At 71.4% G+C, this 20,322-nt stretch carries 25 protein-coding genes; 17 read left to right on the top strand and 8 right to left on the bottom strand.

The genetic code is table 11. From position 1 onward, the window contains the following. Positions 1 to 19 precede the first annotated feature (19 nt). Positions 20 to 1,981, bottom strand: a complete 1,962-nt coding sequence (locus ACWC5C_RS36345) for an ABC transporter ATP-binding protein (protein ID WP_450882655.1) — start codon at positions 1,979 to 1,981, stop codon at positions 20 to 22. Further along, complete coding sequence (locus ACWC5C_RS36350; protein ID WP_450882657.1) at positions 1,978 to 3,723, bottom strand: ABC transporter ATP-binding protein; 1,746 nt, start codon at positions 3,721 to 3,723, stop codon at positions 1,978 to 1,980. Before ACWC5C_RS36350 ends, ACWC5C_RS36345 begins: the two co-directional genes overlap by 4 nt. Positions 3,724 to 4,011: 288 nt before the next feature. On the opposite strand from ACWC5C_RS36350, the gene ACWC5C_RS36355 reads away from it, so the two are divergent. From ACWC5C_RS36355 to ACWC5C_RS36385, 7 genes are all read left to right on the top strand, one after another. After that, complete coding sequence (locus tag ACWC5C_RS36355; protein WP_450882659.1) at positions 4,012 to 4,287, top strand: MoaD/ThiS family protein; 276 nt, start codon at positions 4,012 to 4,014, stop codon at positions 4,285 to 4,287. 11 nt (positions 4,288 to 4,298) lie between these two features. Then, complete coding sequence (locus ACWC5C_RS36360) at positions 4,299 to 5,540, top strand: hypothetical protein (RefSeq protein WP_450882661.1); 1,242 nt, start codon at positions 4,299 to 4,301, stop codon at positions 5,538 to 5,540. A gap of 84 nt (positions 5,541 to 5,624) precedes the next feature. Beyond that, a complete protein-coding gene (locus ACWC5C_RS36365; protein ID WP_385446771.1) occupies positions 5,625 to 6,311 on the top strand; it encodes an LmeA family phospholipid-binding protein in 687 nt (228 codons plus the stop codon). Between the two features lie 198 nt (positions 6,312 to 6,509). Beyond that, positions 6,510 to 6,590, top strand: coding sequence for a putative leader peptide (locus ACWC5C_RS36370; RefSeq protein WP_350962106.1), 81 nt, complete (start codon positions 6,510 to 6,512; stop codon positions 6,588 to 6,590). 156 nt (positions 6,591 to 6,746) lie between these two features. Beyond that, complete coding sequence (locus ACWC5C_RS36375) at positions 6,747 to 7,586, top strand: sulfurtransferase (protein WP_450882663.1); 840 nt, start codon at positions 6,747 to 6,749, stop codon at positions 7,584 to 7,586. A 34-nt stretch (positions 7,587 to 7,620) separates the two neighbouring features. After that, positions 7,621 to 7,908 (top strand): DUF1416 domain-containing protein, encoded by a 288-nt coding sequence (locus ACWC5C_RS36380; RefSeq protein ID WP_361490272.1) that lies wholly within the window; start codon positions 7,621 to 7,623, stop codon positions 7,906 to 7,908. Positions 7,909 to 8,019: 111 nt separating this feature from the next. Further along, positions 8,020 to 8,286, top strand: coding sequence for a DUF3099 domain-containing protein (locus ACWC5C_RS36385; protein WP_385446769.1), 267 nt, complete (start codon positions 8,020 to 8,022; stop codon positions 8,284 to 8,286). Positions 8,287 to 8,336: 50 nt separating this feature from the next. Here ACWC5C_RS36385 and ACWC5C_RS36390 read toward each other — a convergent pair whose 3' ends face one another. Further along, a complete protein-coding gene (locus tag ACWC5C_RS36390) occupies positions 8,337 to 8,699 on the bottom strand; it encodes a DsrE family protein (RefSeq protein WP_450882666.1) in 363 nt (120 codons plus the stop codon). Positions 8,700 to 8,926: 227 nt separating this feature from the next. On the opposite strand from ACWC5C_RS36390, the gene ACWC5C_RS36395 reads away from it, so the two are divergent. From ACWC5C_RS36395 to ygfZ, 3 genes are read left to right on the top strand one after another with little or no spacing between them, the layout of a single operon-like run. After that, on the top strand, positions 8,927 to 9,490 hold the full coding sequence (locus ACWC5C_RS36395; protein ID WP_385446767.1) for an FABP family protein: 564 nt from the start codon (positions 8,927 to 8,929) through the stop codon (positions 9,488 to 9,490). A 34-nt stretch (positions 9,491 to 9,524) separates the two neighbouring features. Then, entirely contained in the window at positions 9,525 to 9,986 is a 462-nt protein-coding gene (locus ACWC5C_RS36400) for a Fur family transcriptional regulator (protein WP_450882668.1), read from the top strand. A 10-nt stretch (positions 9,987 to 9,996) separates the two neighbouring features. Beyond that, positions 9,997 to 10,962 carry a CAF17-like 4Fe-4S cluster assembly/insertion protein YgfZ gene (ygfZ, locus tag ACWC5C_RS36405; RefSeq protein WP_450882670.1) on the top strand — a complete coding sequence of 322 codons (966 nt, stop codon included), beginning with the start codon at positions 9,997 to 9,999 and terminating at the stop codon, positions 10,960 to 10,962. 9 nt (positions 10,963 to 10,971) lie between these two features. Here ygfZ and dtd read toward each other — a convergent pair whose 3' ends face one another. Next, complete coding sequence (gene dtd / locus ACWC5C_RS36410) at positions 10,972 to 11,397, bottom strand: D-aminoacyl-tRNA deacylase (RefSeq protein ID WP_450882672.1); 426 nt, start codon at positions 11,395 to 11,397, stop codon at positions 10,972 to 10,974. A 146-nt stretch (positions 11,398 to 11,543) separates the two neighbouring features. Here dtd and ACWC5C_RS36415 point away from each other — a divergent pair, with 146 nt between their 5' ends. Together ACWC5C_RS36415 and ACWC5C_RS36420 are read left to right on the top strand one after the other, a co-directional pair. Then, positions 11,544 to 12,209: an RsiG family protein gene (locus ACWC5C_RS36415; RefSeq protein ID WP_450882674.1), complete on the top strand. Its 666-nt coding sequence runs from the start codon at positions 11,544 to 11,546 to the stop codon at positions 12,207 to 12,209. Positions 12,210 to 12,307: 98 nt separating this feature from the next. Continuing rightward, positions 12,308 to 13,558 (top strand): GNAT family N-acetyltransferase, encoded by a 1,251-nt coding sequence (locus tag ACWC5C_RS36420; protein WP_450882676.1) that lies wholly within the window; start codon positions 12,308 to 12,310, stop codon positions 13,556 to 13,558. 27 nt (positions 13,559 to 13,585) lie between these two features. Here ACWC5C_RS36420 and soxR read toward each other — a convergent pair whose 3' ends face one another. Next, positions 13,586 to 14,047, bottom strand: coding sequence for a redox-sensitive transcriptional activator SoxR (gene soxR / locus ACWC5C_RS36425; RefSeq protein WP_450882678.1), 462 nt, complete (start codon positions 14,045 to 14,047; stop codon positions 13,586 to 13,588). 52 nt (positions 14,048 to 14,099) lie between these two features. Between soxR and ACWC5C_RS36430 the strand changes: the two genes are divergently transcribed. Then, on the top strand, positions 14,100 to 14,720 hold the full coding sequence (locus tag ACWC5C_RS36430; RefSeq protein WP_450882680.1) for an NADPH-dependent FMN reductase: 621 nt from the start codon (positions 14,100 to 14,102) through the stop codon (positions 14,718 to 14,720). Between the two features lie 4 nt (positions 14,721 to 14,724). Here ACWC5C_RS36430 and ACWC5C_RS36435 read toward each other — a convergent pair whose 3' ends face one another. Both ACWC5C_RS36435 and ACWC5C_RS36440 read right to left on the bottom strand, forming a co-directional pair. After that, positions 14,725 to 15,474 carry an ABC transporter permease gene (locus ACWC5C_RS36435; RefSeq protein ID WP_450882682.1) on the bottom strand — a complete coding sequence of 250 codons (750 nt, stop codon included), beginning with the start codon at positions 15,472 to 15,474 and terminating at the stop codon, positions 14,725 to 14,727. Further along, entirely contained in the window at positions 15,467 to 16,432 is a 966-nt protein-coding gene (locus ACWC5C_RS36440; protein WP_450882684.1) for an ATP-binding cassette domain-containing protein, read from the bottom strand. Before ACWC5C_RS36440 ends, ACWC5C_RS36435 begins: the two co-directional genes overlap by 8 nt. Positions 16,433 to 16,539: 107 nt before the next feature. Here ACWC5C_RS36440 and ACWC5C_RS36445 point away from each other — a divergent pair, with 107 nt between their 5' ends. Together ACWC5C_RS36445 and ACWC5C_RS36450 are read left to right on the top strand one after the other, a co-directional pair. Next, complete coding sequence (locus tag ACWC5C_RS36445) at positions 16,540 to 17,298, top strand: TetR/AcrR family transcriptional regulator (RefSeq protein ID WP_450882686.1); 759 nt, start codon at positions 16,540 to 16,542, stop codon at positions 17,296 to 17,298. 115 nt (positions 17,299 to 17,413) lie between these two features. Continuing rightward, positions 17,414 to 18,205, top strand: a complete 792-nt coding sequence (locus ACWC5C_RS36450) for an NAD(P)H-dependent oxidoreductase (protein ID WP_450882688.1) — start codon at positions 17,414 to 17,416, stop codon at positions 18,203 to 18,205. Here ACWC5C_RS36450 and ACWC5C_RS36455 read toward each other — a convergent pair. Continuing rightward, positions 18,138 to 18,692 (bottom strand): GNAT family N-acetyltransferase, encoded by a 555-nt coding sequence (locus tag ACWC5C_RS36455; protein ID WP_385446755.1) that lies wholly within the window; start codon positions 18,690 to 18,692, stop codon positions 18,138 to 18,140. The two genes, ACWC5C_RS36450 and ACWC5C_RS36455, sit on opposite strands and share 68 nt — an antisense overlap. Before the next feature lie 189 nt (positions 18,693 to 18,881). Between ACWC5C_RS36455 and ACWC5C_RS36460 the strand changes: the two genes are divergently transcribed. Continuing rightward, positions 18,882 to 19,808, top strand: coding sequence for a DUF1396 domain-containing protein (locus ACWC5C_RS36460; protein WP_450882690.1), 927 nt, complete (start codon positions 18,882 to 18,884; stop codon positions 19,806 to 19,808). Positions 19,809 to 19,910: 102 nt separating this feature from the next. Continuing rightward, the gene (locus tag ACWC5C_RS36465) at positions 19,911 to 20,312 is read left to right on the top strand and encodes a helix-turn-helix domain-containing protein (protein ID WP_450882692.1); all 402 of its coding nucleotides are present in this window, start codon (positions 19,911 to 19,913) and stop codon (positions 20,310 to 20,312) included. Positions 20,313 to 20,322: the final 10 nt, after the last annotated feature.

The following is a 20,322-nucleotide window of genomic DNA, read 5'->3' on the forward strand; positions in this document are numbered from 1 at the left end:
GACCCGGTCCCAGCAGGCGCTACTCCGGCTCGGCCACCGGCTCCGCGAACTGGGCCGCGTACAGCCGGGCGTACGCGCCCTCCGCCGCCACCAGCGCGTCATGGCTGCCCTGCTCCACGATGCGGCCCGACTCCATCACCAGGATCACGTCCGCGTCGCGGATCGTGGAGAGCCGGTGGGCGATCACGAAGCTGGTGCGGCCGGTGCGCAGCGAGGCCATCGCGTGCTGGATGAGGACCTCGGTGCGGGTGTCGACGGAGCTGGTCGCCTCGTCCAGGACCAGGATGGACGGCCCGGAGAGGAAGGCGCGGGCGATGGTGATCAGCTGCTTCTCGCCGACGCTGACATTGGCCCCCTCCTCGTCGATCACCGTGTCGTAGCCGTCCGGCAGGGTGCGGACGAAGCGGTCCACATGGGTGGCCTTCGCCGCCTCCACGATCGCCTCGTGGGAGGCGCCCTCCGCCCCGTACGCGATGTTCTCCGCGATCGTGCCGCCGAACAGCCAGGTGTCCTGGAGGACCATGCCGATGTGGGAGCGCAGCTCCTCGCGCGGCATGGTGGCGATGTCGACGCCGTCGAGCGTGATGCGTCCGCCGCTGACCTCGTAGAACCGCATCAGCAGATTGACCAGGGTGGTCTTCCCCGCGCCGGTCGGGCCGACGATGGCCACGGTCTGGCCGGGGCTCACCGACAGTGAGAGCCCGTCGATGAGGGGTGTGTCAGGCTGGTAGCGGAAGGCGACGTCCTCGAACTCGACCTGGCCGAGCACGGTCCGCGGCCCCACCGGGCCCACCGGGTCCGGGGTCTGCTCGTCCGCGTCCAGCAGCTCGAAGACGCGCTCGGCGGAGGCGACGCCCGACTGGACCATGTTGGCCATGGACGCGACCTGGGTGAGCGGCTGGCTGAACTGCCGGGAGTACTGGACGAACGCCTGGACGTCGCCGATCGACAGCGCCCCGCTCGCCACCCGCAGCCCGCCGACCACGGCGACCAGTACGTAGTTGAGGTTCCCGATGAACGTCATCGCGGGCTGGATGAGCCCGGAGATGAACTGGGCGCGGAAGCCCGCCTCGTACAGCTTGTCGTTATGGACACGGAACACCTCGGCGGACTGCCGCTCCCGCCCGAAGACCTTGACCAGCGCGTGGCCGGTGTACATCTCCTCGATATGGGCGTTGAGCTTGCCCGTGGTCATCCACTGCTGCACGAACTGCGGCTGGGCGCGCTTGCCGACCCGCGTCGCGACCACCACCGACACCGGGACGGTGACCAGCGCGACCAGCGCCAGCAGCGGCGAGATCCAGAACATCATGGCCAGCACGCCGACGAGGGTCAGCAGCGAGGCCATGATCTGGCTGAGGGTCTGCTGCAGCGTCTGCTGGATGTTGTCGATGTCGTTGGTGGTCCGCGACAGCACCTCGCCGCGCGACTGCTTGTCGAAGTACGACAGCGGCAGCCGCGCCAGCTTGTGTTCGACGTCCTCGCGCAGCCGGAAGACCGCGCGCTGGACGATGCTCGTGGCCACCCGCGCCTGGATCAGGTTGAGGAGTGAGGCCGCGAGGTAGAGGCCCAGCGCCCACAGCAGGACGGTTCCGACGGCGCCGAAGTCGATGCCCTGGCCGGGCGTCACGTTCATCGACGCGACCATGTCGGCCAGGGTGTCCTGGCCGCCGTCGCGCAGATGCTGGACGGCCTCGGCCTTGGTGGCGCCGTCCGGGAGCTGCCGTCCGATGATGCCCGCGAAGATCAGGTCGGTGGCGTGGCCGAGCACCTTGGGACCCAGCACGGTCAGCGTGATGCTGACCGTGCACAGGGCGAGCACGGCGAAGGCGATGCCGCGCTCGGGGCGCAGCGAGCCCAGCAGACGGCGCCCTGAGCCGCGGAAGTCCATGGACTTCTCGACGGGCTGGCCGCCCATGAAGCGGCCGGGCCCGGCGGCCGGCGCGGGACCCCTGCGGGGTGCGGGAGAGGTATGGCTCATGCGGCTTCCTGCTCGGTGAGCTGGGAGAGCACGATCTCCCGGTAGGTCTGGTTGCCGTCCATCAGCTCGCTGTGGGTGCCGCTGCCGACGACGCGGCCCTCGTCCAGGACCACGATCCGGTCGGCGCCGCGGATGGTGGACACGCGCTGGGCGACGATGACAACGGTCGCGTTCCCGGTCTCATCCGCCAGCGCCGCCCGCAGCCGGGCGTCGGTGGCGTAGTCGAGCGCCGAGAAGGAGTCGTCGAAGAGATAGACGGACGGCTTGAGCACCAGGGCGCGTGCGATCGCCAGCCGCTGCCGCTGCCCGCCGGAGACATTGGAGCCGCCCTGCGCGATGGGCGCCTGGAGACCGCCCTCCATGACCTCCACGAAATCCCGGGCCTGGGCGGTCTCCAGGGCCTGCCACAGCTCGTCGTCGGTGGCGTCCGGATTGCCGTAGCGCAGGTTGGAGGCGACGGTGCCGGAGAAGAGGTACGGCTTCTGCGGTACGAGGCCGATGGACCGGGACATCACCTCGGGGTCGAGGTCGCGTACGTCCACGCCGTCGAGGCGGACGCTGCCGTCGGTCGCGTCGAACAGCCTCGGCACCAGCCCGATCAGGGTGGACTTGCCGCTGCCGGTGGAGCCGATGACGGCGGTGGTCCTGCCCGGGTGGGCGGTCAGCGAGATGTCGCGCAGCACGGGCTCCTCGGCGCCCGGATAGCGGAACTCCACGCCCCGCAGCTCCAGCAGCCCCCGGCCGCCGCCTTCGGACGCGCGGGGCGCGACCGGCCGCAGCGGCGGGACGACGCTGGTCCCGGTGTCCAGCACCTCCTGGACGCGCTCGGCGCACACCTCGGCGCGCGGCACCATCATGAACATGAAGGTGGCCATCATCACCGACTGCAGAATCTGCATGAGATAGCTGATGAAGGCGGTCAGCGCGCCGATCTGCATCCCGCCGCTGTCGATGCGGTGCCCACCGGCCCACACCACGGCGACGCTGGACACGTTCACCACCAGCATCACGGAGGGGAACATCAGCGACATCAGCCGCCCGGACCGCAGCGAGACGTCCATCAGCTCGGCGTTGGCGGCGGTGAACCGCTTCCGCTCGTGCGTATCGCGGACGAAGGCCCGGATCACCCGGATGCCGGTGATCTGCTCGCGCAGCACCCGGTTGACGGTGTCGATGCGCTCCTGGACGACCCGGAACAGCGGGCGCATCCTGCGGACGATGAGCGTCACGACGATGCCCAGCACCGGCACGATCAGCAGCAGCAGCCCGGACAGCGGCACGTCCTCGTTCAGCGCCATGACGATGCCGCCGACGCACATGATGGGCGCCGACACCATCAGCGTGAACGACATCAGGCACAGCATCTGCACCTGCTGCACGTCATTGGTGGTGCGGGTGATCAGCGAGGGCGCCCCGAACCGGCCCAACTCGCGGGCGGAGAAGGACTGCACCCGGTCGAAGACGTCGGCCCGGATGTCCCGGCCGAGCGCCATGGCGGTGCGGGCGCCGAAGTAGACGGCGCAGATCGCGCACACGATCTGGACCAGCGTGACGGCGATCATCACACCGCCGAGGCTGAGGATGCGGCCGGTGTCGCCCTTGACCACTCCGTCGTCGATGATGTCGGCGTTGAGCGCGGGCAGATAGAGGGTCGCCAGGGTCTGTACGAGCTGCAATAGCACGATCAAGGTGATCGTTCGGGTATAGGGCCGCAGATACGCCCGTATGAGTCGGACCAGCACACCGAAACCCTAAGCGAGCAGGCCGGGATACGGCCCGGAATTTCCCCTAGGTCCTGTCCGGCGGATCTTCGTGGATCAGGCCGCGGCGTCTGGTGCCGTACATCGCAAGGCGGAGGATCGTCCTCGTACCGGGCGTACTCGGACGACTCCGACAACGCAGCGAGGTGCGGTGCCAGGCGTCGCGGCCCCGCGAAGATCCGCCGGACAGGGCCTAGGCGTACCGCGTCCTCGGGGCCCTCGCGCACACGTCATCATGGAGGACGGCAGAAGACGGGAGAGGGACACGCGATGGCGCTGAACGAAACGCCCGCCGGAACCATCCGGTACTGGGCCGCGGCCCGGGCGGCGGCGGGCACCTCCGAGGAGCCGTACACCGCGACGACGCTGGCCGACGCGCTCGACGCGGCGCGCGAGCGGCACGCCCTGCGCCCGGAGTTCGCCCGGGTCCTGCTGCGCTGTTCGTTCCTGGTCGACGGCGTGGCCGTCGGCACCCGTGATCACAAGACGGTCCAACTGGCCGAGGGCGGCACGGTCGAGGTGCTTCCGCCGTTCGCAGGAGGGTGACGTACGACGTCATGAGCAACCAGCCGCATCAGCCACACGATCCGCACCAGCCGTACGAGCCCTATGGGCCGTACGGGTCGTACCCGCCGCCGTACGAGGGACAGCAGCAGCCGCCTGCCGACCCGTACGGAGCGCAGCCCCAGGCGCAGCCCGGGTACGGCTATCCGCAGCAGGAGCCGTACGCCCAGCAGCAGCCCCAGCCCCAGCAGCCGTATCAGCAGCCCTACGCCGATCCGTACGCCGCGCAGCAGGGGTACCAGGGCCAGCAGCCGCAGCAGCAGTACGCACCGGGCTGGGACCAGCAGCAGCACTATGCGCAGCAGCACTACGCGCAGCAGCAGGCCGCGTATCAGCAGGCCGCGCAGCAGGCACAGCAGCCGCAGCGGGCGGCGCACGCCGCCCAGCAGCCCGCGCCCGCCGCGCCCGCACCCGCCGCACCCGCCGCGCCCGAGCCCGCCGCACCCGCGCCCGCGCCCGACCGGCCGATGACCGCCGCCGAGAAGGCCCGCGCCGAGGGCCGCCCCCAGATCGTCGACCCCGGGCTGCAACCGGCCGCCCTCACCGCCGTCCTCGCCGCCCTGCTCGCGGTCACCGCGCCGCTCGGCGCACCCGCCGTGGCCGTGGTCGTGGCGCTGCTCCAGGCGGTCACGGCGGCGGGCTGGTTCCGGCTGAACGGCATGTGGCCCGCCCGGCAGGGCATCGCGCTCGCATTCATGGGCGGTCTCGCCGCCGACGTCGGCCTGCTCACCACCGGCCGTGTCCACGCCCCGACGGTGCTCATCGGCACGATCGGCGTCTGGGTGCTGCTGGTGATCGTCCTCCAGCTGCGCAGCCACGCCTCGGCGGACGAGCGGCTGTACGGGCTGACCGCCGCGGTCGCCTCGACCGCCATCACCGTGATCGCGGCCGGGCATCTGGCCGCGGTCGCCGAGTCGCCGGACGCCGTGGTGGTGGGCGCGACCGCGGTCGCCGTGGGCGCGCTGGCCCGCGCGCTGCCGCTGCCGACGCCCGCCGCCGTCGTCCTCGGGCTGCTCGCGGCGGCCGGAGCGGGCGTCGGGGCCGGGCACCTCACCGGCACCGGGACCGCCACCGCCGCCGCGCTGGGGTTCGCGGCCGGGGCCTGTGCGCTGGTGGGGCTGCGGGTCGCGGCGTACGACTACCCGTCCCGCTTCGTCCACATGACGGCCGGAGTGGCCCTCCCCCTGGCGGCCGCCGCCCCCGCCGTCTATGTCCTGGGTCGCGCACTGGTCTGACACCACCCGCGCCTGAGCGTCCGCTCCGGTTAGGCTCGCTGCGTCAGGCAAGGGCCTGAGCGAGAGCCTGGGGGATCTACGTACATGCGCGCACTACGCATCACACTGATCGTCGCCGTGATACTCGGCGGCCTCTTCGTGGGGGCCGACCGGCTGGCGGTGTCCATGGCGGAGTCCAAGGCCGCCGACAAGATCAAAAGCTCACAGGGGCTGACCAGCACCCCCAACGTCTCCATCAAGGGCTTCCCGTTCCTGACCCAGATCGCGGGCAAGGAGCTGGACGAGGTCGACGTCGGGGTGGACGGGCTGACGACGGACGCGGGCGGCGGGACCACCGTCCGCGTCTCCGAGCTGAACGCCCAGCTCCACAACGTCCGCATCGGCGGGAACTTCTCGTCGGCGACCGCGAACCAGGCCACCGGCTCCGCCCATATCTCCTACGCGGACCTCTCCAAGGCCGCGGGCCCCGGGGTCACGGTGAGCTACGACCCGGCGGGGGCCAACCAGGTCAAGATCACCGGGAACCTGCTGGGCTTCACCCTCAGCGCCCGCTCCAAGGTGACGATCGTCAACGGGGACACGATCAAGCTGCACGCCGAGCGCATCCCGGGCGGCTCCATCCCGCAGTGGGAGGACAAGGTGCGCGAGCGCACCGACATCGAGCGGAAGATCGACGGCATGCCGCAGGGCATGCGGCTGGAGACGGTGAAGACCGACAAGGACGGCATAGACGTCTCGGTCGCGGGTAATAACGTCGCGTTGACGGGCTGACCCGTCCGGCAGGACCTCTCTCGTGTCCACCTAACGAGACGATCATGTCCGCGATGACGGATGACGACGGCCGCCGGACCCCCGGCGGCCGCCCGGGGCGGCCTTTCGCGGCCCCCGGCGTCCGCATCGCGGACATTGGCGTCTCATCATTCGACACGCCGGTGACATGCCCGCCCGTCCGTCCTTACGATCGGACGCATGAAGCGACAGGCGGATCTCACGAAGCGGCGGGCAGTCGACCTGTGCCGCGTCGCCGCCATGCTCTGTCGCGCCGTCTGAGACGAGGGCGCGCCCGGCCGCCGCAGCTTCGGCCCCGCCCCCTCCGGCCCGTCTGCCGGGCCGCCCCGCACTCCGCTCGTACGCTCGCGACCAGGCCCCGCGCAGCGCCGCGCGTCGAGCGCCCGTACCGCCGCAACTGCCCCGGAGGAGAGATACATGAGCCGCAGTGACGTCCTGGTGGACGCCGACTGGGTTGAGGCCCGCATCGATGACCCCAAGACGGTCATCGTCGAGGTCGACGAGGACACGTCCGCCTACGACACGAACCACATCAAGAACGCCATCCGGATCGACTGGAAGCAGGACCTCCAGGACCCGGTGCGCCGTGACTTCGTCGACCAGGCGGGCTTCGAGAAGCTGCTGTCCGAGAAGGGCATCGCCAACGACGACACCGTCGTCCTCTACGGCGGCAACAACAACTGGTTCGCGTCGTACGCCTACTGGTACTTCAAGCTCTACGGCCACGGGGACGTGAAGCTCCTCGACGGCGGCCGCAAGAAGTGGGAGCTGGACTCGCGCGAGCTGGTCTCCGAGGTCCCGTCCCGCGAGAAGACCGACTACAAGGCCCAGGAGCAGGACAGCTCGATCCGCGCCTTCCGCGACGACGTCGTGGCGGCCATCGGCAGCCTGAACCTCGTCGACGTCCGCTCGCCCGACGAGTTCTCCGGCAAGCTGCTCGCCCCGGCCCACCTCCCGCAGGAGCAGTCGCAGCGCGCGGGCCACGTCCCCAGCGCCCGCAACATCCCGTGGTCGAAGTCGGCCAACGACGACGGCACCTTCAAGTCCGACGAGCAGCTCAAGGAGCTGTACGAGGGCGAGGGCGTCGACCTGTCGAAGGACACCATCGCCTACTGCCGCATCGGTGAGCGCTCCGCGCACACCTGGTTCGTGCTGCACGAGCTGCTCGGCCAGACCAACGTCAAGAACTACGACGGTTCCTGGACCGAGTACGGCTCGCTGGTGGGCGTGCCGATCGAGCTCGGCGCCAACAGCTGAACCCCTCTCCTCCCCGAAAGTTAAGGACAGACACATGTGTGGAGCGCAGACAGGCGGCCCCGACGCCTCGACCATCAAGCCCGGTGAGACCACGATCCAGGGCCAGGTGACCCGCGACGGCGAGCCCGTCACCGGCTACGTGCGCCTCCTGGACAGCACGGGCGAGTTCACCGCCGAGGTCCCCACCTCCGCGACCGGACAGTTCCGCTTCTACGCCGCCGAGGGCACCTGGACGCTGCGCGCCCTGGTCCCGGGCGGCACGGCCGACCGCACGGTCGTCGCCCAGAAGGGCGGTCTGGCGGAGGTCGCCATCACCGTCTGACGCCCACCACGCGTCGTCACGGCGTGAGGGCCGCATCCCGGGGTTGGACGCCTCGGCGGGGTGCGGCCCTTCCGTCTGTCCGGGCGGCGGCCCCGGACGTATCCTGGCCATATGTACGCGCGACGCCGCCACGCATACTTCTTCCTGATGGGCGCGTGTCTGACGCTCTTCATCTCGGCCTGGGCCTTTGTGCGTCTGTGGTCCGTCCCCGCCGCCGTCGCGATGTGCGTCGTCGCGATGGTCATCCCGCCGCTGGCCGCCATCGTCGCCAACCGCCGGGGTCCGCAGGACCGCTGGTGGGACGAGTCGGGGGACCCGGAGTCGGACCGGTGGTGGCGGGAGCTGGACGAGCACCACCACCGGCACCAGGGGCACTAGGCCGTCATGGATCCGTTGGACCCCGTCGCGGACGCGCCGGGCCCATGGGGTCAGTACACGAGCGCCTGCACGCCGTCCGGCATGATCTCGCTCACGAAGACCTGCGCCCCCGCGATCCGCGCGCCCTCGATCAGATCCGCCTCGTCGATCTCCCGGCGCGCCGCGCACTGGCTGCACACCGTGATCGTCCCGCTCGCCAGAATGCCGTTGATCAGCTCCGGCAGCGGCGCCGCGTGCGGCAGCGAGAAGTCCGCCGCCCGGCCCGGCAGCGCGAACCACGCCGACTCGCCGGTCAGCCACAGCGAGACCTCGACCCCGCTCGCCACGGCCACCGCCGCCACCGTGAACGCCTGCGAGCACCGCTCGGGCGCGTCCGCGCCCGCCGTCACCTTGATCACGAGCTTGTTCGCCATGCCCCACAGCCTAGGCTCGCCGGTCCGGCGATTAGACTCGGTTCCGGTCCGTCATCCGTTACGAGGAGCAGCTCGTGCTTGAGGCAGTCTTCACCATCCTGTTGGTGCTGGTCATCGTGGCCAGCCTCGGTTTCGTCGGGCTCACCTGGAAGAAGCTCTACCAGGGCCAGCGCTGAGCGCTGCCGCCCCCTCGCCCCAGCCCGCCTAGCGACGGATCGTCTGAACCCATGATCGAGATTCCCTCCGACCTCCACCCGGACCTGGTGCCGCTGGCCTTCCTCCTCGGCAACTGGGAAGGCGCCGGCGTATCGGACTTCCCCGGCGCCGAGAAGTGCAACTTCGGGCAGGAAGCGACGTTCACCCACGACGGCCGCGACTTCATCGAGTACATCTCGCACACCTGGGTGCTGGACTCGGAGGGCAAGAAGGTCCGCCCGCTGGAGAGCGAGTCCGGATACTGGCGGATCGACAAGAACCGCAAGGTCGAGGTCGTGATGATCCGCGACCAGGGCGTCGTCGAGGTCTGGTACGGCGAGCTGGCGGACGGCAAGCCGCAGATCGACCTGGCCACCGACGCCGTGGCCCGCACCTCCGCCTCGGGCCCGTACTCGGGCGGCAAGCGGCTGTACGGCTACGTCAAGAGCGACCTGATGTGGGTCGGCGAGAAGGCCACCCCCGAGGTCGAGCTGCGCCCGTACATGTCCGCGCACCTGAAGAAGGTCGTCGACCCGCGCGAGTGGGCCAAGGACCTCAAGGACCTGCCGGACGACGGGATCGCCTTCTTCCGCTGAGCCGGGGGGCTGTCATGCCGCCTACACTGGCAGCGTGGCGACCACCGACTGGAAGACCGACCTGCGGGAGCGCGGCTATCGGCTGACCCCGCAACGCCAGCTCGTGCTCGAAGCCGTCGACAGCCTGGAGCACGCCACTCCGGACGACATCCTCACCGAGGTGCGCCGTACCGCGAGCGGTGTGAACATCTCGACCGTCTACCGCACGCTGGAGCTGCTGGAGGAGCTGGGTCTGGTCAGCCATGCCCATCTCGGGCACGGCGCCCCCACGTACCACCTCGCGGACCGGCACCACCACATCCATCTGGTGTGCCGGGACTGCACGGAGGTGATCGAGGCCGACATCTCGGTCGCCGAGTCCTTCACCCGGCAGCTGCGGGCGTCCTTCGGCTTCGACACCGACATGAAGCATTTCGCCATCTTCGGCCGCTGCGCCCGGTGTTCCGCCGGGCAGCGGACGGAGGACTCCAGCGAAGGCCAGGCGGCCAGGTCGTAGGGTGAAGCATATGAAGAGCCCTTTGCTGTCGCTGCCCGGCGCCGTCCCCGGCGAGGGCGCCGACGAAGGCGTCGCCGCCCACTACGGCGACCTGTTCCGCGAGCAGCGCGCGCTCGCCGACGGCACCGGATTCGTGGACCTCTCGCACCGCGGCGTGGTCACGGTCACCGGCGCCGACCGGCTGAGCTGGCTGCATCTGCTGCTCACCCAGCACGTCAGCGAGCTTCCCGCCGGTGAGGCCACCGAGGCGCTGATCCTGTCCGCGCACGGCCACATCGAGCACGCGCTCTACCTCGTCGACGACGGCGAGACCACCTGGGCCCATGTGGAGCCCGGCAGCCAGGGCGAGCTGATCGCGTACCTGGAGAGCATGAAGTTCTTCTACCGGGTCGAGGTCGCGGACCGCACCGAGGAGTACGCGGTCGTCCACCTCCCGGCGGGCAGCATCGCAGAGACCCCCGGGTCCGCCGTCGCCCGCGAGACCGCGCACGGCCGCGATCTGTTCCTGCCGCGCGCCGGACTGGAGTCGTTCGCGGCGGCGAGCGGCCCGGCGGCCGGAGTGCTGGCGTACGAGGCGCTGCGCGTCGAGGCGCACCGGCCCCGGATCGGCCTGGAGACCGACCACCGGACGATCCCGCACGAGCTGGGCTGGATCGGCACCGCCGTCCATCTGCAGAAGGGCTGCTACCGAGGCCAGGAGACGGTCGCCCGGGTGCACAACCTGGGCAAGCCGCCACGGCGGCTGGTCTTCCTGCACCTCGACGGCAGCGAGGTGAAGCTGCCGGGCCACGGCGCGCCCATACGGCTCGCCAAGGACGGCGAGGAGGGCCGTCAGCTCGGCTTCATCACCTCCTCGGCCCGCCACCACGAGCTGGGGCCGATCGCGCTCGCGCTGGTGAAGCGGAACGTACCGGTGGACGCGGAGCTGATCGCGGACACCACGGCCGCCTCGCAGGAGACGGTCGTGGAGCCCTAGCGGGGTCCGCTACACCTCGACGATCACCGTGAACGGGCCGTCGTTCGTGAGCGAGACCTTCATGTCCGCTCCGAACCGGCCCGTCTCCACCTGGGCGCCCAGCTCGCGCAGCCGCGCCACCACCTCGTCCACCAGCGGTTCGGCGACCTCGCCCGGCGCCGCCGCGTGCCAGGTGGGACGGCGGCCCTTGCGGGCGTCCCCGTACAGCGTGAACTGGCTGATGACCAGCAGCGGGGCGCCCAGGTCCGAGCAGGACTTCTCACCCGGCAGGATGCGCAACGACCACAGCTTGCGGGCCAGCTGGGCCGCCTTCTCCGGAGTGTCGTCATGCGTCACCCCGACCAGGACGCACAGCCCCTGACCGACGACCTCCCCGGTCGTCTCGCCGTCCACGACGACGCTCGCCCCGTCCACTCTCTGTACCACAGCACGCATACCGACCATCATGCCCTGCGCCCATCGGGGCCGATCGGGTGGACCGCCACTGCACAGGGGCCATTCGGAGTGGCACGATGCGTGCAGGCGGTGCAGTTGGGCAGGAACTGCGGGAATGGCGCATCGCTGGAGGGGACGGGACAAGAATGATCACACCGGGCACCGAGCGGGCCATGGCCACCGAGAGCCCGCTGCCGGCGCGACCGCCGAGCCAGCGCGGCGGACGGCTGGCGGACGCCGCGACCGTATCGGCGACGACGGGGGCGGCGGCAGCGGGGGCAGCGACAGCGGGGACAGGGACGATGGGCGGTCTGCGGCTGACGGAACTGCGCGCGCGGCGCCGCTCCGCGCAGCGCGAGGAGGCGGACCTGAGCTATGTGCGCAGACTGCTGCACGGCCGGATCGACATCCTCCGCGCCGAGCTGCGCCGACGCCGCGCGGGGACGCCCGCGACAGCGGGCGGGCCACCGGCCGACCCCACGGATCTGGTGGAGCTGGTGGATCTGCTCCCCGAGATCCTGGCGGACGTACCGTCCCGGCACCGCACCTCGGCCCGCCATGTGACGCTCGGGACCCCGCACAGCGCGGAGTGCGAGCGGCTGGCCGAGGAGATGCTGGCCGAGGTCGGCCTCTCCGACCTCCCGGCGCGCACGGACGAGGAGCTGCACGGCGCGATGGGCCGCCTGGAGGGGTACGAGCAGCAGGTGTCCCGGCGGCGGCAGGGGCTCCAGCGCACCGCCGACCAGTGCGGCGCCGAGATCGCGCGCCGGTACCGCGAGGGCGAGGCCCAGGTAGACGACCTGCTCGCCTAGCCGCCGTACCTGCTCGCGCAGCCGCCGTACCGGATATCCACAGCCTGTGGACAAAAATTCGGATGCGACGGGCGACCACGGCCGCCTAGCGTGGCCGCATGGCCGCCCACATCCGCACCTCCCTCGATGACTCCGACGTCCCCGGCTGGATCCGCGCGCTGCACACCGGCTTTCTGCGCCCGCCGGACGTCTCCAAGGAGGAGGTGGAGGTTCGGCGGTCGGGCTTCGACCTGGACCGCACCCAGGGGGCGTACGAGGGGGACCGCTGCGTCGCCACCTTCCGCAGCTTCGAACAGCGGCTGACGGCGGTCGGCGGCGCCGATGTGGCGGCCGACGCGATCAGCAACGTCACCGTGTCGCCCACCCACCGCCGCCGGGGCCTGCTCAGCCGGATGATGGAGCACGACCTGCGGGCGGCCAAGGAGCGGGGCGACGCGGTGGCCACGCTGATCGCCGCCGAGTACCCGATCTACGGGCGGTACGGCTTCGGCCCGGCCACCTGGGTCACCCAGTGGACGGTGGACGTCGCCCGCGCCGGTATCGACCCGCGCTACTCCGGACCCGCGTGCGGCGGCAGGGTCGACTACGCCGACGCCGACGAGATACGGCAGCTGGGCCCCGCCCTGCACGAGCGGCTGCGCGCCCGGCAGCACGGCTACGTCGACCGCACCGAGCGCTGGTGGCGCGTGAACACCGGCCTGCTCCGCTTCCCGGGCGACGGCTGGACCAACGAACCGTTCTACGTCCTCTACCGCTCCCCCGACGGCACCGTCGACGGCCTGCTCGCCTTCACCGTGGACGACCGGTGGGAGGGCAACAAGCGGCCGCAGGACACCGCCACGGTCCTCAGCCTGATCGGCGTCAGCCCGGCGGCCGAGCGCGCCCTGTGGCACTTCCTGTGCTCCATCGACTGGGTCCTCCACATCGCCACCGGCCCCCGCGCCCCGGACGACCTGCTCCCGCTGTTCCTCGGCGACCCCCGGGCGGCCCAGACCACCACCCACGCCGACTTCCTGTGGCTGCGCCCGCTGGACGTACCCGTCCTGCTGGAGACCCGTACGTATCCGGCGTCCGGCTCACTCGTCCTCGACCTGCGCGACTCCGCCGGTCTGGCGGGCGGCCGCTACCACCTGGACGCGACCCCGGACGGCGCCACCTGCGTGCCCACCACCCGCGCGGCCGACCTGACCATGGACATCGGCGAGCTGGGCACCGTATGGCTGGGCGACGAGTCCATGACCCGCCTCACCGCCCTCGGCCGGGCCGAGGAGAACCGCCCGGGCGCCGCGTCCCTGGCCGACACCCTGCTGCGCGCGGGGCGGCGGCCATGGTGCCCGGACATGTTCTGAGACGCTCAACAGGTGCCCAACAGCCGCTCAGCAGCTGGACTTGAGCAGGCGGCGGGCGCCCGCGCCCTGTTCGCCCAGCTGGTCGTAGGGGTTGGCCAGGGCGCACTTGTCGATCGACAGGCAGCCGCAGCCGATGCAGTCGGTGAGGTGGTCGCGGAGGTTCTGCAGCTGCTCGATGCGCTCGGTGAGGTCGGTGCGCCAGCACTCCGAGATCCGGGCCCAGTCCTCCTTGGTCAGGACGTGGTCGTCGGGGAAGAGCGACAGCACGCCCCGGATCCTCGACAGCGGGATGCCGACCCGCTGCGAGGAGCGGACGAAGGCCACCCGGCGGAGCGTGTCGCGGGTGTAGCGGCGCTGGTTGCCGGAGGTGCGGCTGCTGTGGATGAGGCCCTCGCGCTCGTAGAACCGCAGCGCGGAGGCGGGGACTCCGCTGCGCTGGGACAGCTCGCCGACCGTCAGCTCGTGGGTCTTCCAGGTGAGGTGCGTCATGCTGCCGAGGGTAGCTTGACTTCAACCTTTGTTTAAGTCCGAGGCTCTTCTCATGACTACCGCAACCACGACTACCGCGACCACCGTCTCCACCGCTCCCATCCGGCTCGCCGTCATCGTCGGCAGCACCCGCGAGGGCCGCTTCGGGCCCAAGGTCGCCAACTGGTTCACCGGCCGCGCCGCACTGCGCGACGACATGAGCGTGGACGTCGTCGACCTGGCCGACACCCCGCTCCCGCCGTCCCTCACCCACCGCCCCGGCCCTAAGGACGCCTCGGCGCTGGAGGCCGTGACGCCCCGCCTGGACGCGGCGGACGCGTTCGCCGTCGTCACCCCCGAGTACAACCACAGCTATCCCGCCCCGCTGAAGAACGCGATCGACTGGCACTACAGCCAGTGGCAGGCGAAGCCGGTCGGCTTCGTCTCGTACGGCGGCATGTCGGGCGGTCTGCGCGCCGTCGAGCATCTGCGGCCCGTCTTCGCCGAGGTGCACGCGGTGACCGTGCGCGACACGGTCAGCTTCCACAGCGCCTGGGAGGCCTTCGGCGCGGACGGCGCGCTGACCGACCCGAAGGGCCCCGACACCGCCGCCACGGCTCTGCTCGACCAGCTCGTCTGGTGGGCCGACGCCCTCCGCACGGCGCGCGCGGCGCGGCCGTACGGAGGCTCGTAGGGTTTCAGGCCGTACGGCGGCGGAACAGCATCCCGGACAGGGCGACCGCGACCGCCAGGATCCCGCCGCACCAGGCCAGCGCCTGCCAGCCGCTGTCCCCCACCGGCTGGTCAAGCAGCAGCGCCCGCAGCGCCTCGATCACCGGGGTGACGGGCTGATGGGCGGCGAAGCCGTGCAGCCAGCCGGGCATGGTGTCGATCGGCACGAACGCGCTGCTGGGGTACGGCAGGAACATCATCAGGAACGTGAACCCGCCCGCGGCCTCCGGGGTCCTGGCGATCAGGCCGAAGCAGGCCGAGAGCCAGGAGATCGCGAGGATGAACGCCAGCAGGATGCCCGCCACGGCGAGCCAGTCGAGCGGGCCCGCGTCCGGGCGGAAGCCGATCAGGAAGGCGACGCCGAAGACGATGGTGGTCGCGACCGTGTTGCGCAGCACGCTCGCGGCCACATGACCGGCCACCAGGGCGGTGCCGGAGACGTCCAGCGAGCGGAAGCGGTCGATGATGCCGCCCGCCATGTCGTCGGTGACGGTGACCGCGGTGCTGGCCGAGCCGAATCCGGCGCACAGCAGCATCACGCCGGGGACCACATAGGTCACGTACCCGGTGTCCGTGCCGGTGTCGATCGCGCCGCCGAAGAAGTAGACGAAGACGAGCATCAGCAGGACGGGCAGCAGCATCGCGGTGAGCACCGCGTCGAGGTTGCGCCTGCTCAGCCGGACGGCACGGCCGGTCAGGACGATCGCGTCAGACACCGGCGGTCTCCTTCCGGCTCGTGGTGCCGCCGTGGCCGGTCAGGGCCAGGAAGACGTCGTCGAGCGTGGCGCCGCGCACGGCGAACCGGCGCACGGCGCGGCGGTCGGGGTCGACCTCGTCGAGCAGCGCGCGGACGTGTGCGGCGTCCCCGTCGGTGGCGACGCCCAGCGTCAGCCGGTCGGCGTCGCTGTGCACGAGCCGTACGCCCAGGCGCCGGGCGGTCTCCGCGAACGCGTCGGCGTCGGTGAGCACCAGGTCCAGCCGCTCCCCGGCGACCTGCCGCTTCAGCTCGCCGGAGGTGCCCTCGGCGACCACCCGGCCGCCGTCGGCCACCGCGACGCGGTCCGCCAGCTGGTCGGCCTCCTCCAGGTACTGGGTGGTCAGGAAGACCGTCACCCCGTCGTCGGCCAGCCCCCTGACGACGTCCCACATGGCCTGGCGGCTGCGCGGGTCGAGCCCGGTCGTCGGCTCGTCCAGGAAGATCACCTCGGGTCGGCCGACCAGCCCGGCGGCGAGGTCGAGGCGGCGGCGCATCCCGCCGGAGTACGTACCGGCGGTGCGGCGGGCCGCGTCGGTGAGGCCGAACCGCTCCAGCAGCTCCCGCGCCCGGCCCCGGGCCTCGGCGCGGCCGAGACCGCTCAGCCGCCCCATCATGCGCAGGTTCTCCTCGCCGGTCTGCATCGTGTCGACCGCCGCGTACTGGCCGGTGAGGCTGATGGCGCGGCGTACGCGGGCGCGGTCGCTTACGACGTCGTACCCGGCCACCCGGGCGTGGCCCGCGTCCGGGGAGGTGAGCGTGGACAGGATGCGCACGGTCGTGGTCTTGCCCGCGCCGTTCGGGCCGAGCAGCGCGAAGACGCTGCCGCGCGCGACGGACAGATCGATGCCCGCGAGGACCGTCACCGCCCCGTAGGACTTCGCGAGGCCGGTCGCCTCGATGGCCGGTTTCGTGGTCATGGGTACCCCGTTCTCTCTTCTGCGTATGCCATACGCACTACTGCGTAAGGTATACACAGTTCTAGGATGGCGGTCAACGGCGCGGCGTCACGGAGGGCTTACGGCCAATGGCCATCGAGGAGAACGGCAACGGCAGCGGCAGCGGGCTGCCCGCGGGCATCGCGGCCGCGTGGGGGCTGCGCGAGCGCCGCACCAAGGGGCCCAAACCGGGGCTGACCCTGGACCGGATCGTCGACGCTGCGGTGAGGCTGGCCGCCTCCGACGGCCTCGGGGCGGTCTCCATGAGCCGGGTCGCGGCCGACCTCGGCGTCTCCACGATGTCGCTGTACCGCTATGTCGCGGCCAAGGACGAACTGCTGCTGCTGATGGAGGACGCCGCCTTCGGCGCGCCCCCGCCCGGCCCGGCCCCGGACGAGGACTGGCGGGCGGGACTCACCACCTGGGCCTGGTCGCTGCGCGCCGCCTTCCACCGCAACCCCTGGGTGCTGCGCATCCCGACCAGCGCGCCGCCCTCGACCCCCAACTCGGTGGCCTGGATGGAGCGCGCGCTGGCCTGCCTGCGCGATACGCGCCTGAGCGAGGGCGCGAAGATCTCCGTGCTGCTGCTGGTCACCGGCTTCGTACGGAACGAGGCGCGGCTGTCCGCGGATCTCGCGGCGGCCGCCGAGCGCACCGGGGACGGCACCGAGCAGTCGATGGCGTCCTGGGCCCGGCTGCTGGGCAAGGTGACGGACGCCGAGCGCTTCCCCGCGGTGACCGCGGCCCTCGCGGTGGGCGAGCTGGAGACCCCGGGCGGTCCGGACGACGAGTTCGTCTTCGGCCTGGCGCGGACCCTCGACGGCATCGAGGCCCTGGTCAACGCCTGACGCGTGCCGTGGGCGGCGTCGCGGCCGTGCCCCAGCGGGCACTGGCCAGATCCTCACACATCCTGGCCATCCGGCCACTCGTCGCCCCCGCCGCCGCGTTGCGACGCTGGCCGGTATGAACGTGCTGTGGATATTCGCCCACCCCGAACCGCGCTCCCTCAGCGGCTCCCTGCGCGACGAGGGCGTGCGCGCCCTGCGGGAGCTGGGCCATGAGTGCCGGGTGTCCGACCTCTACGCCATGCGCTGGAACCCGGTCGTGGACGGCGCCGACTTCCGGCACGACGGCGGGGACCGCCTGATCGTCGGCGCCTCGTCGCACGACGCCTACGACGCCGGGACGCTGAGCGAGGACATCCGCGCCGAGCAGGAGAAGATCGCCTGGGCCGACGCGCTGATCGTGCAGTTCCCGCTGTGGTGGTACGGGATGCCCGCCATCCTCAAGGGCTGGTTCGACCGCGTCTTCGTGAAGGGCTTCGCCTTCGGCGTCACCGGCCCCGACGGCCGCACCCTGCGCTACGGCGACGGCAAGCTGGCCGGAAAGCGCGCCATGGTCCTGCTCACCGCCGGGGCCCGCGAGGCGGGGCTCGGCCCGCGCGGCGTCAACGGCGACATCGAGCACCTGCTGTTCCCGCTCCAGCACGGGACGCTCTGGTACAGCGGCATGTCCGTCCTGCCGCCGCACGTCGTCTACGGCGCGGACCGGCTCTCCGCCGAGGAGTACCCGGACCAGGCCGCCGCGCTGCGGGAACGGCTCGCCACACTGCCGACCGCCGCCCCGATCCCCTTCCGCCGCCAGAACGGCGGGGACTACGACGAGAACCTGGTACTGCGGCCCGGCGTCATGCCGGGGCGCTCCGGTCTGGCGGTGCACTACGCAGCTCCAGCCGCCAGTCGTTGCACCGGATGAGGGAGCCCGCCGGATACTCGAGGTCGCACTCGCCGAGCAGCGTGAACCCGGCCTTGCGGCACACCCCGTTCGACGCGGGGTGGCCGACCGACGGATAGGCGTGCAGCTGGCGGTGGGCGCCCTCCGCGGCCGCGGCGCGCGCGACCTCCCGGGCGGCCGCCGCCGCGATGCCCCGGCCCTGATGCGGCGGCAGCACGCCCCAGCCCGTCTCGTAGACCGTCTCCCCGCGCCACTCCCGCTCCCAGAAGCCGATGACGCCCACCACCTCGGCCTCCCGCGCCAGCACGATCCGGTACATCCGACCGCCGCCCCGCCCGGGCAGCTCCGCATAGCGCCGATGGCGCGCCGCCACCTGCTCCTCGGTCTCCGGCCCGCCCAGGTGCTTCATCATCTCCGGGCTGTTGTTGCGCCGCAGCAGCTCGAGGTGGGACGGGGTGTCCGCCCACGGCTCCAGCCGCACCCCCACCACACCGCTCCCCTGAGACATCCGCCGCCTCCCGCCGTCGCGTCGTCCTCCCTCATTCGACCACGGGGGTACGACAACGGGTCGGTGAGAGCGGGTCGGTGGGTCGGTGACAAGGGGACGGCGCCACATGCCGCACCCGGTTCCGCGCCCGTGCGCTAATGTCCCGACATCGATCAGGAACGAACACAAGTTCCATAAGGGGTGGGGTATATGGGCATCTTCGTGCGCACCGGACCGGACAACAGGCGCCGCGGCGCGGGGGCCGCGGCACTCGCCGCCGTACTGCTGTGCGCCGGGGCGGTGGGGTGCGGCTCGGCGGAGTCCGGCGGCGGCAAGCGCGCGCACCGGGCGGCGAAGGAGAAGGAGCCGCGCATGGCACCGGCGGCGGCCGTGCGGGCGGCGGCGAAGAAGACGGACAAGCTGACCTCGCTCCGCTACCGGATGACCGGCCAGACCCTCGACGAGGGACGCGTCGAGGGCGAGGGCGCGATGGCCTTCGACCCGCCCGTGGCCCGGATGAAGATGCGCGCGCTCGACGGGGGCAAGGCGGGGACGGTGGAGTACCGGCTCACCGGCGGCGTCATGTACCTGGGCGGCAGCGCGGTGGCCGCCGGGATGGGCGGCGACAGTGACCTCCCCGAGCTGGACGGCAAGCGCTGGCTCGCGCTGGACGCCAAGGAGCTGGAGAAGCGCGGATCCGGCTCCCAGGGCGCGGGCTCGCTCTCGGGCCGGGCGAAGACCAACCCGGCCGACGAGTCCGCCTTCCTCTCCGACGCCGACGACCTGCGGCGCATCGGCTCCGAAACCGTCGACGGCGTCCGGACCACCCACTACCGCGGCACGGTCACCGTCGACCAGATGCGCGCGAGCCTCAAGGACGAGAAGTCCGCGAAGCGCGCGAGCCGCGAGAAGGCCCTCAAGACGTACGAGGAGTCGGGCATCGACCACCTGGACATGGACATGTGGATCGACCAGGACAGCCACACCAAGCGCTTCCGCATGCGCGGCGACGCCGACAAGGGCCGCCTCGATGTGACGATGACCTTCCTGGACATCAACAAGCCGATCACCGTACAGGCCCCGCCCGCGAACGAGACCTTCAGCCTGTCCGACCTGGCCCGCAGCGCCCAGAGCTGACACCGCCGAGTGCCACGCGACGGACCGGCGTCACGTGGCACACGCCACTCTTGCAAGCACCTTGCTTGCAATAGTTAGCACTCCTGGTGCAGCATCGAAGACATGGCATCACTGAACGTCGGCAACCTCGGCGACTTCCTGCGGGAGCAGCGGCGCAATGCCCAGCTCTCGCTGCGGCAGCTGGCCGACGCCGCCGGGGTGTCCAACCCGTACCTCAGCCAGATCGAGCGCGGTCTGCGCAAGCCGAGCGCGGAGATCCTCCAGCAGCTCGCGAAGGCGCTGCGGATATCCGCCGAGACCCTGTACGTACAGGCGGGGATCCTCGATGAGCGCGATCGGGAAGAGACCGAGGTGCGCAGCGTGGTACTCGCCGATCCCACGATCAACGAGCGGCAGAAGCAGGTGCTGCTCCAGATCTACGACTCCTTCCGCAAGGAGAACGGACACGGGATCGCCTCGGACGACACCCCCGCCGACGCCGACGTCGCCACACCCTCGAACTGATCCGGGAGGA

It is taken from the genome of Streptomyces sp. NPDC001700, from assembly GCF_053596435.1.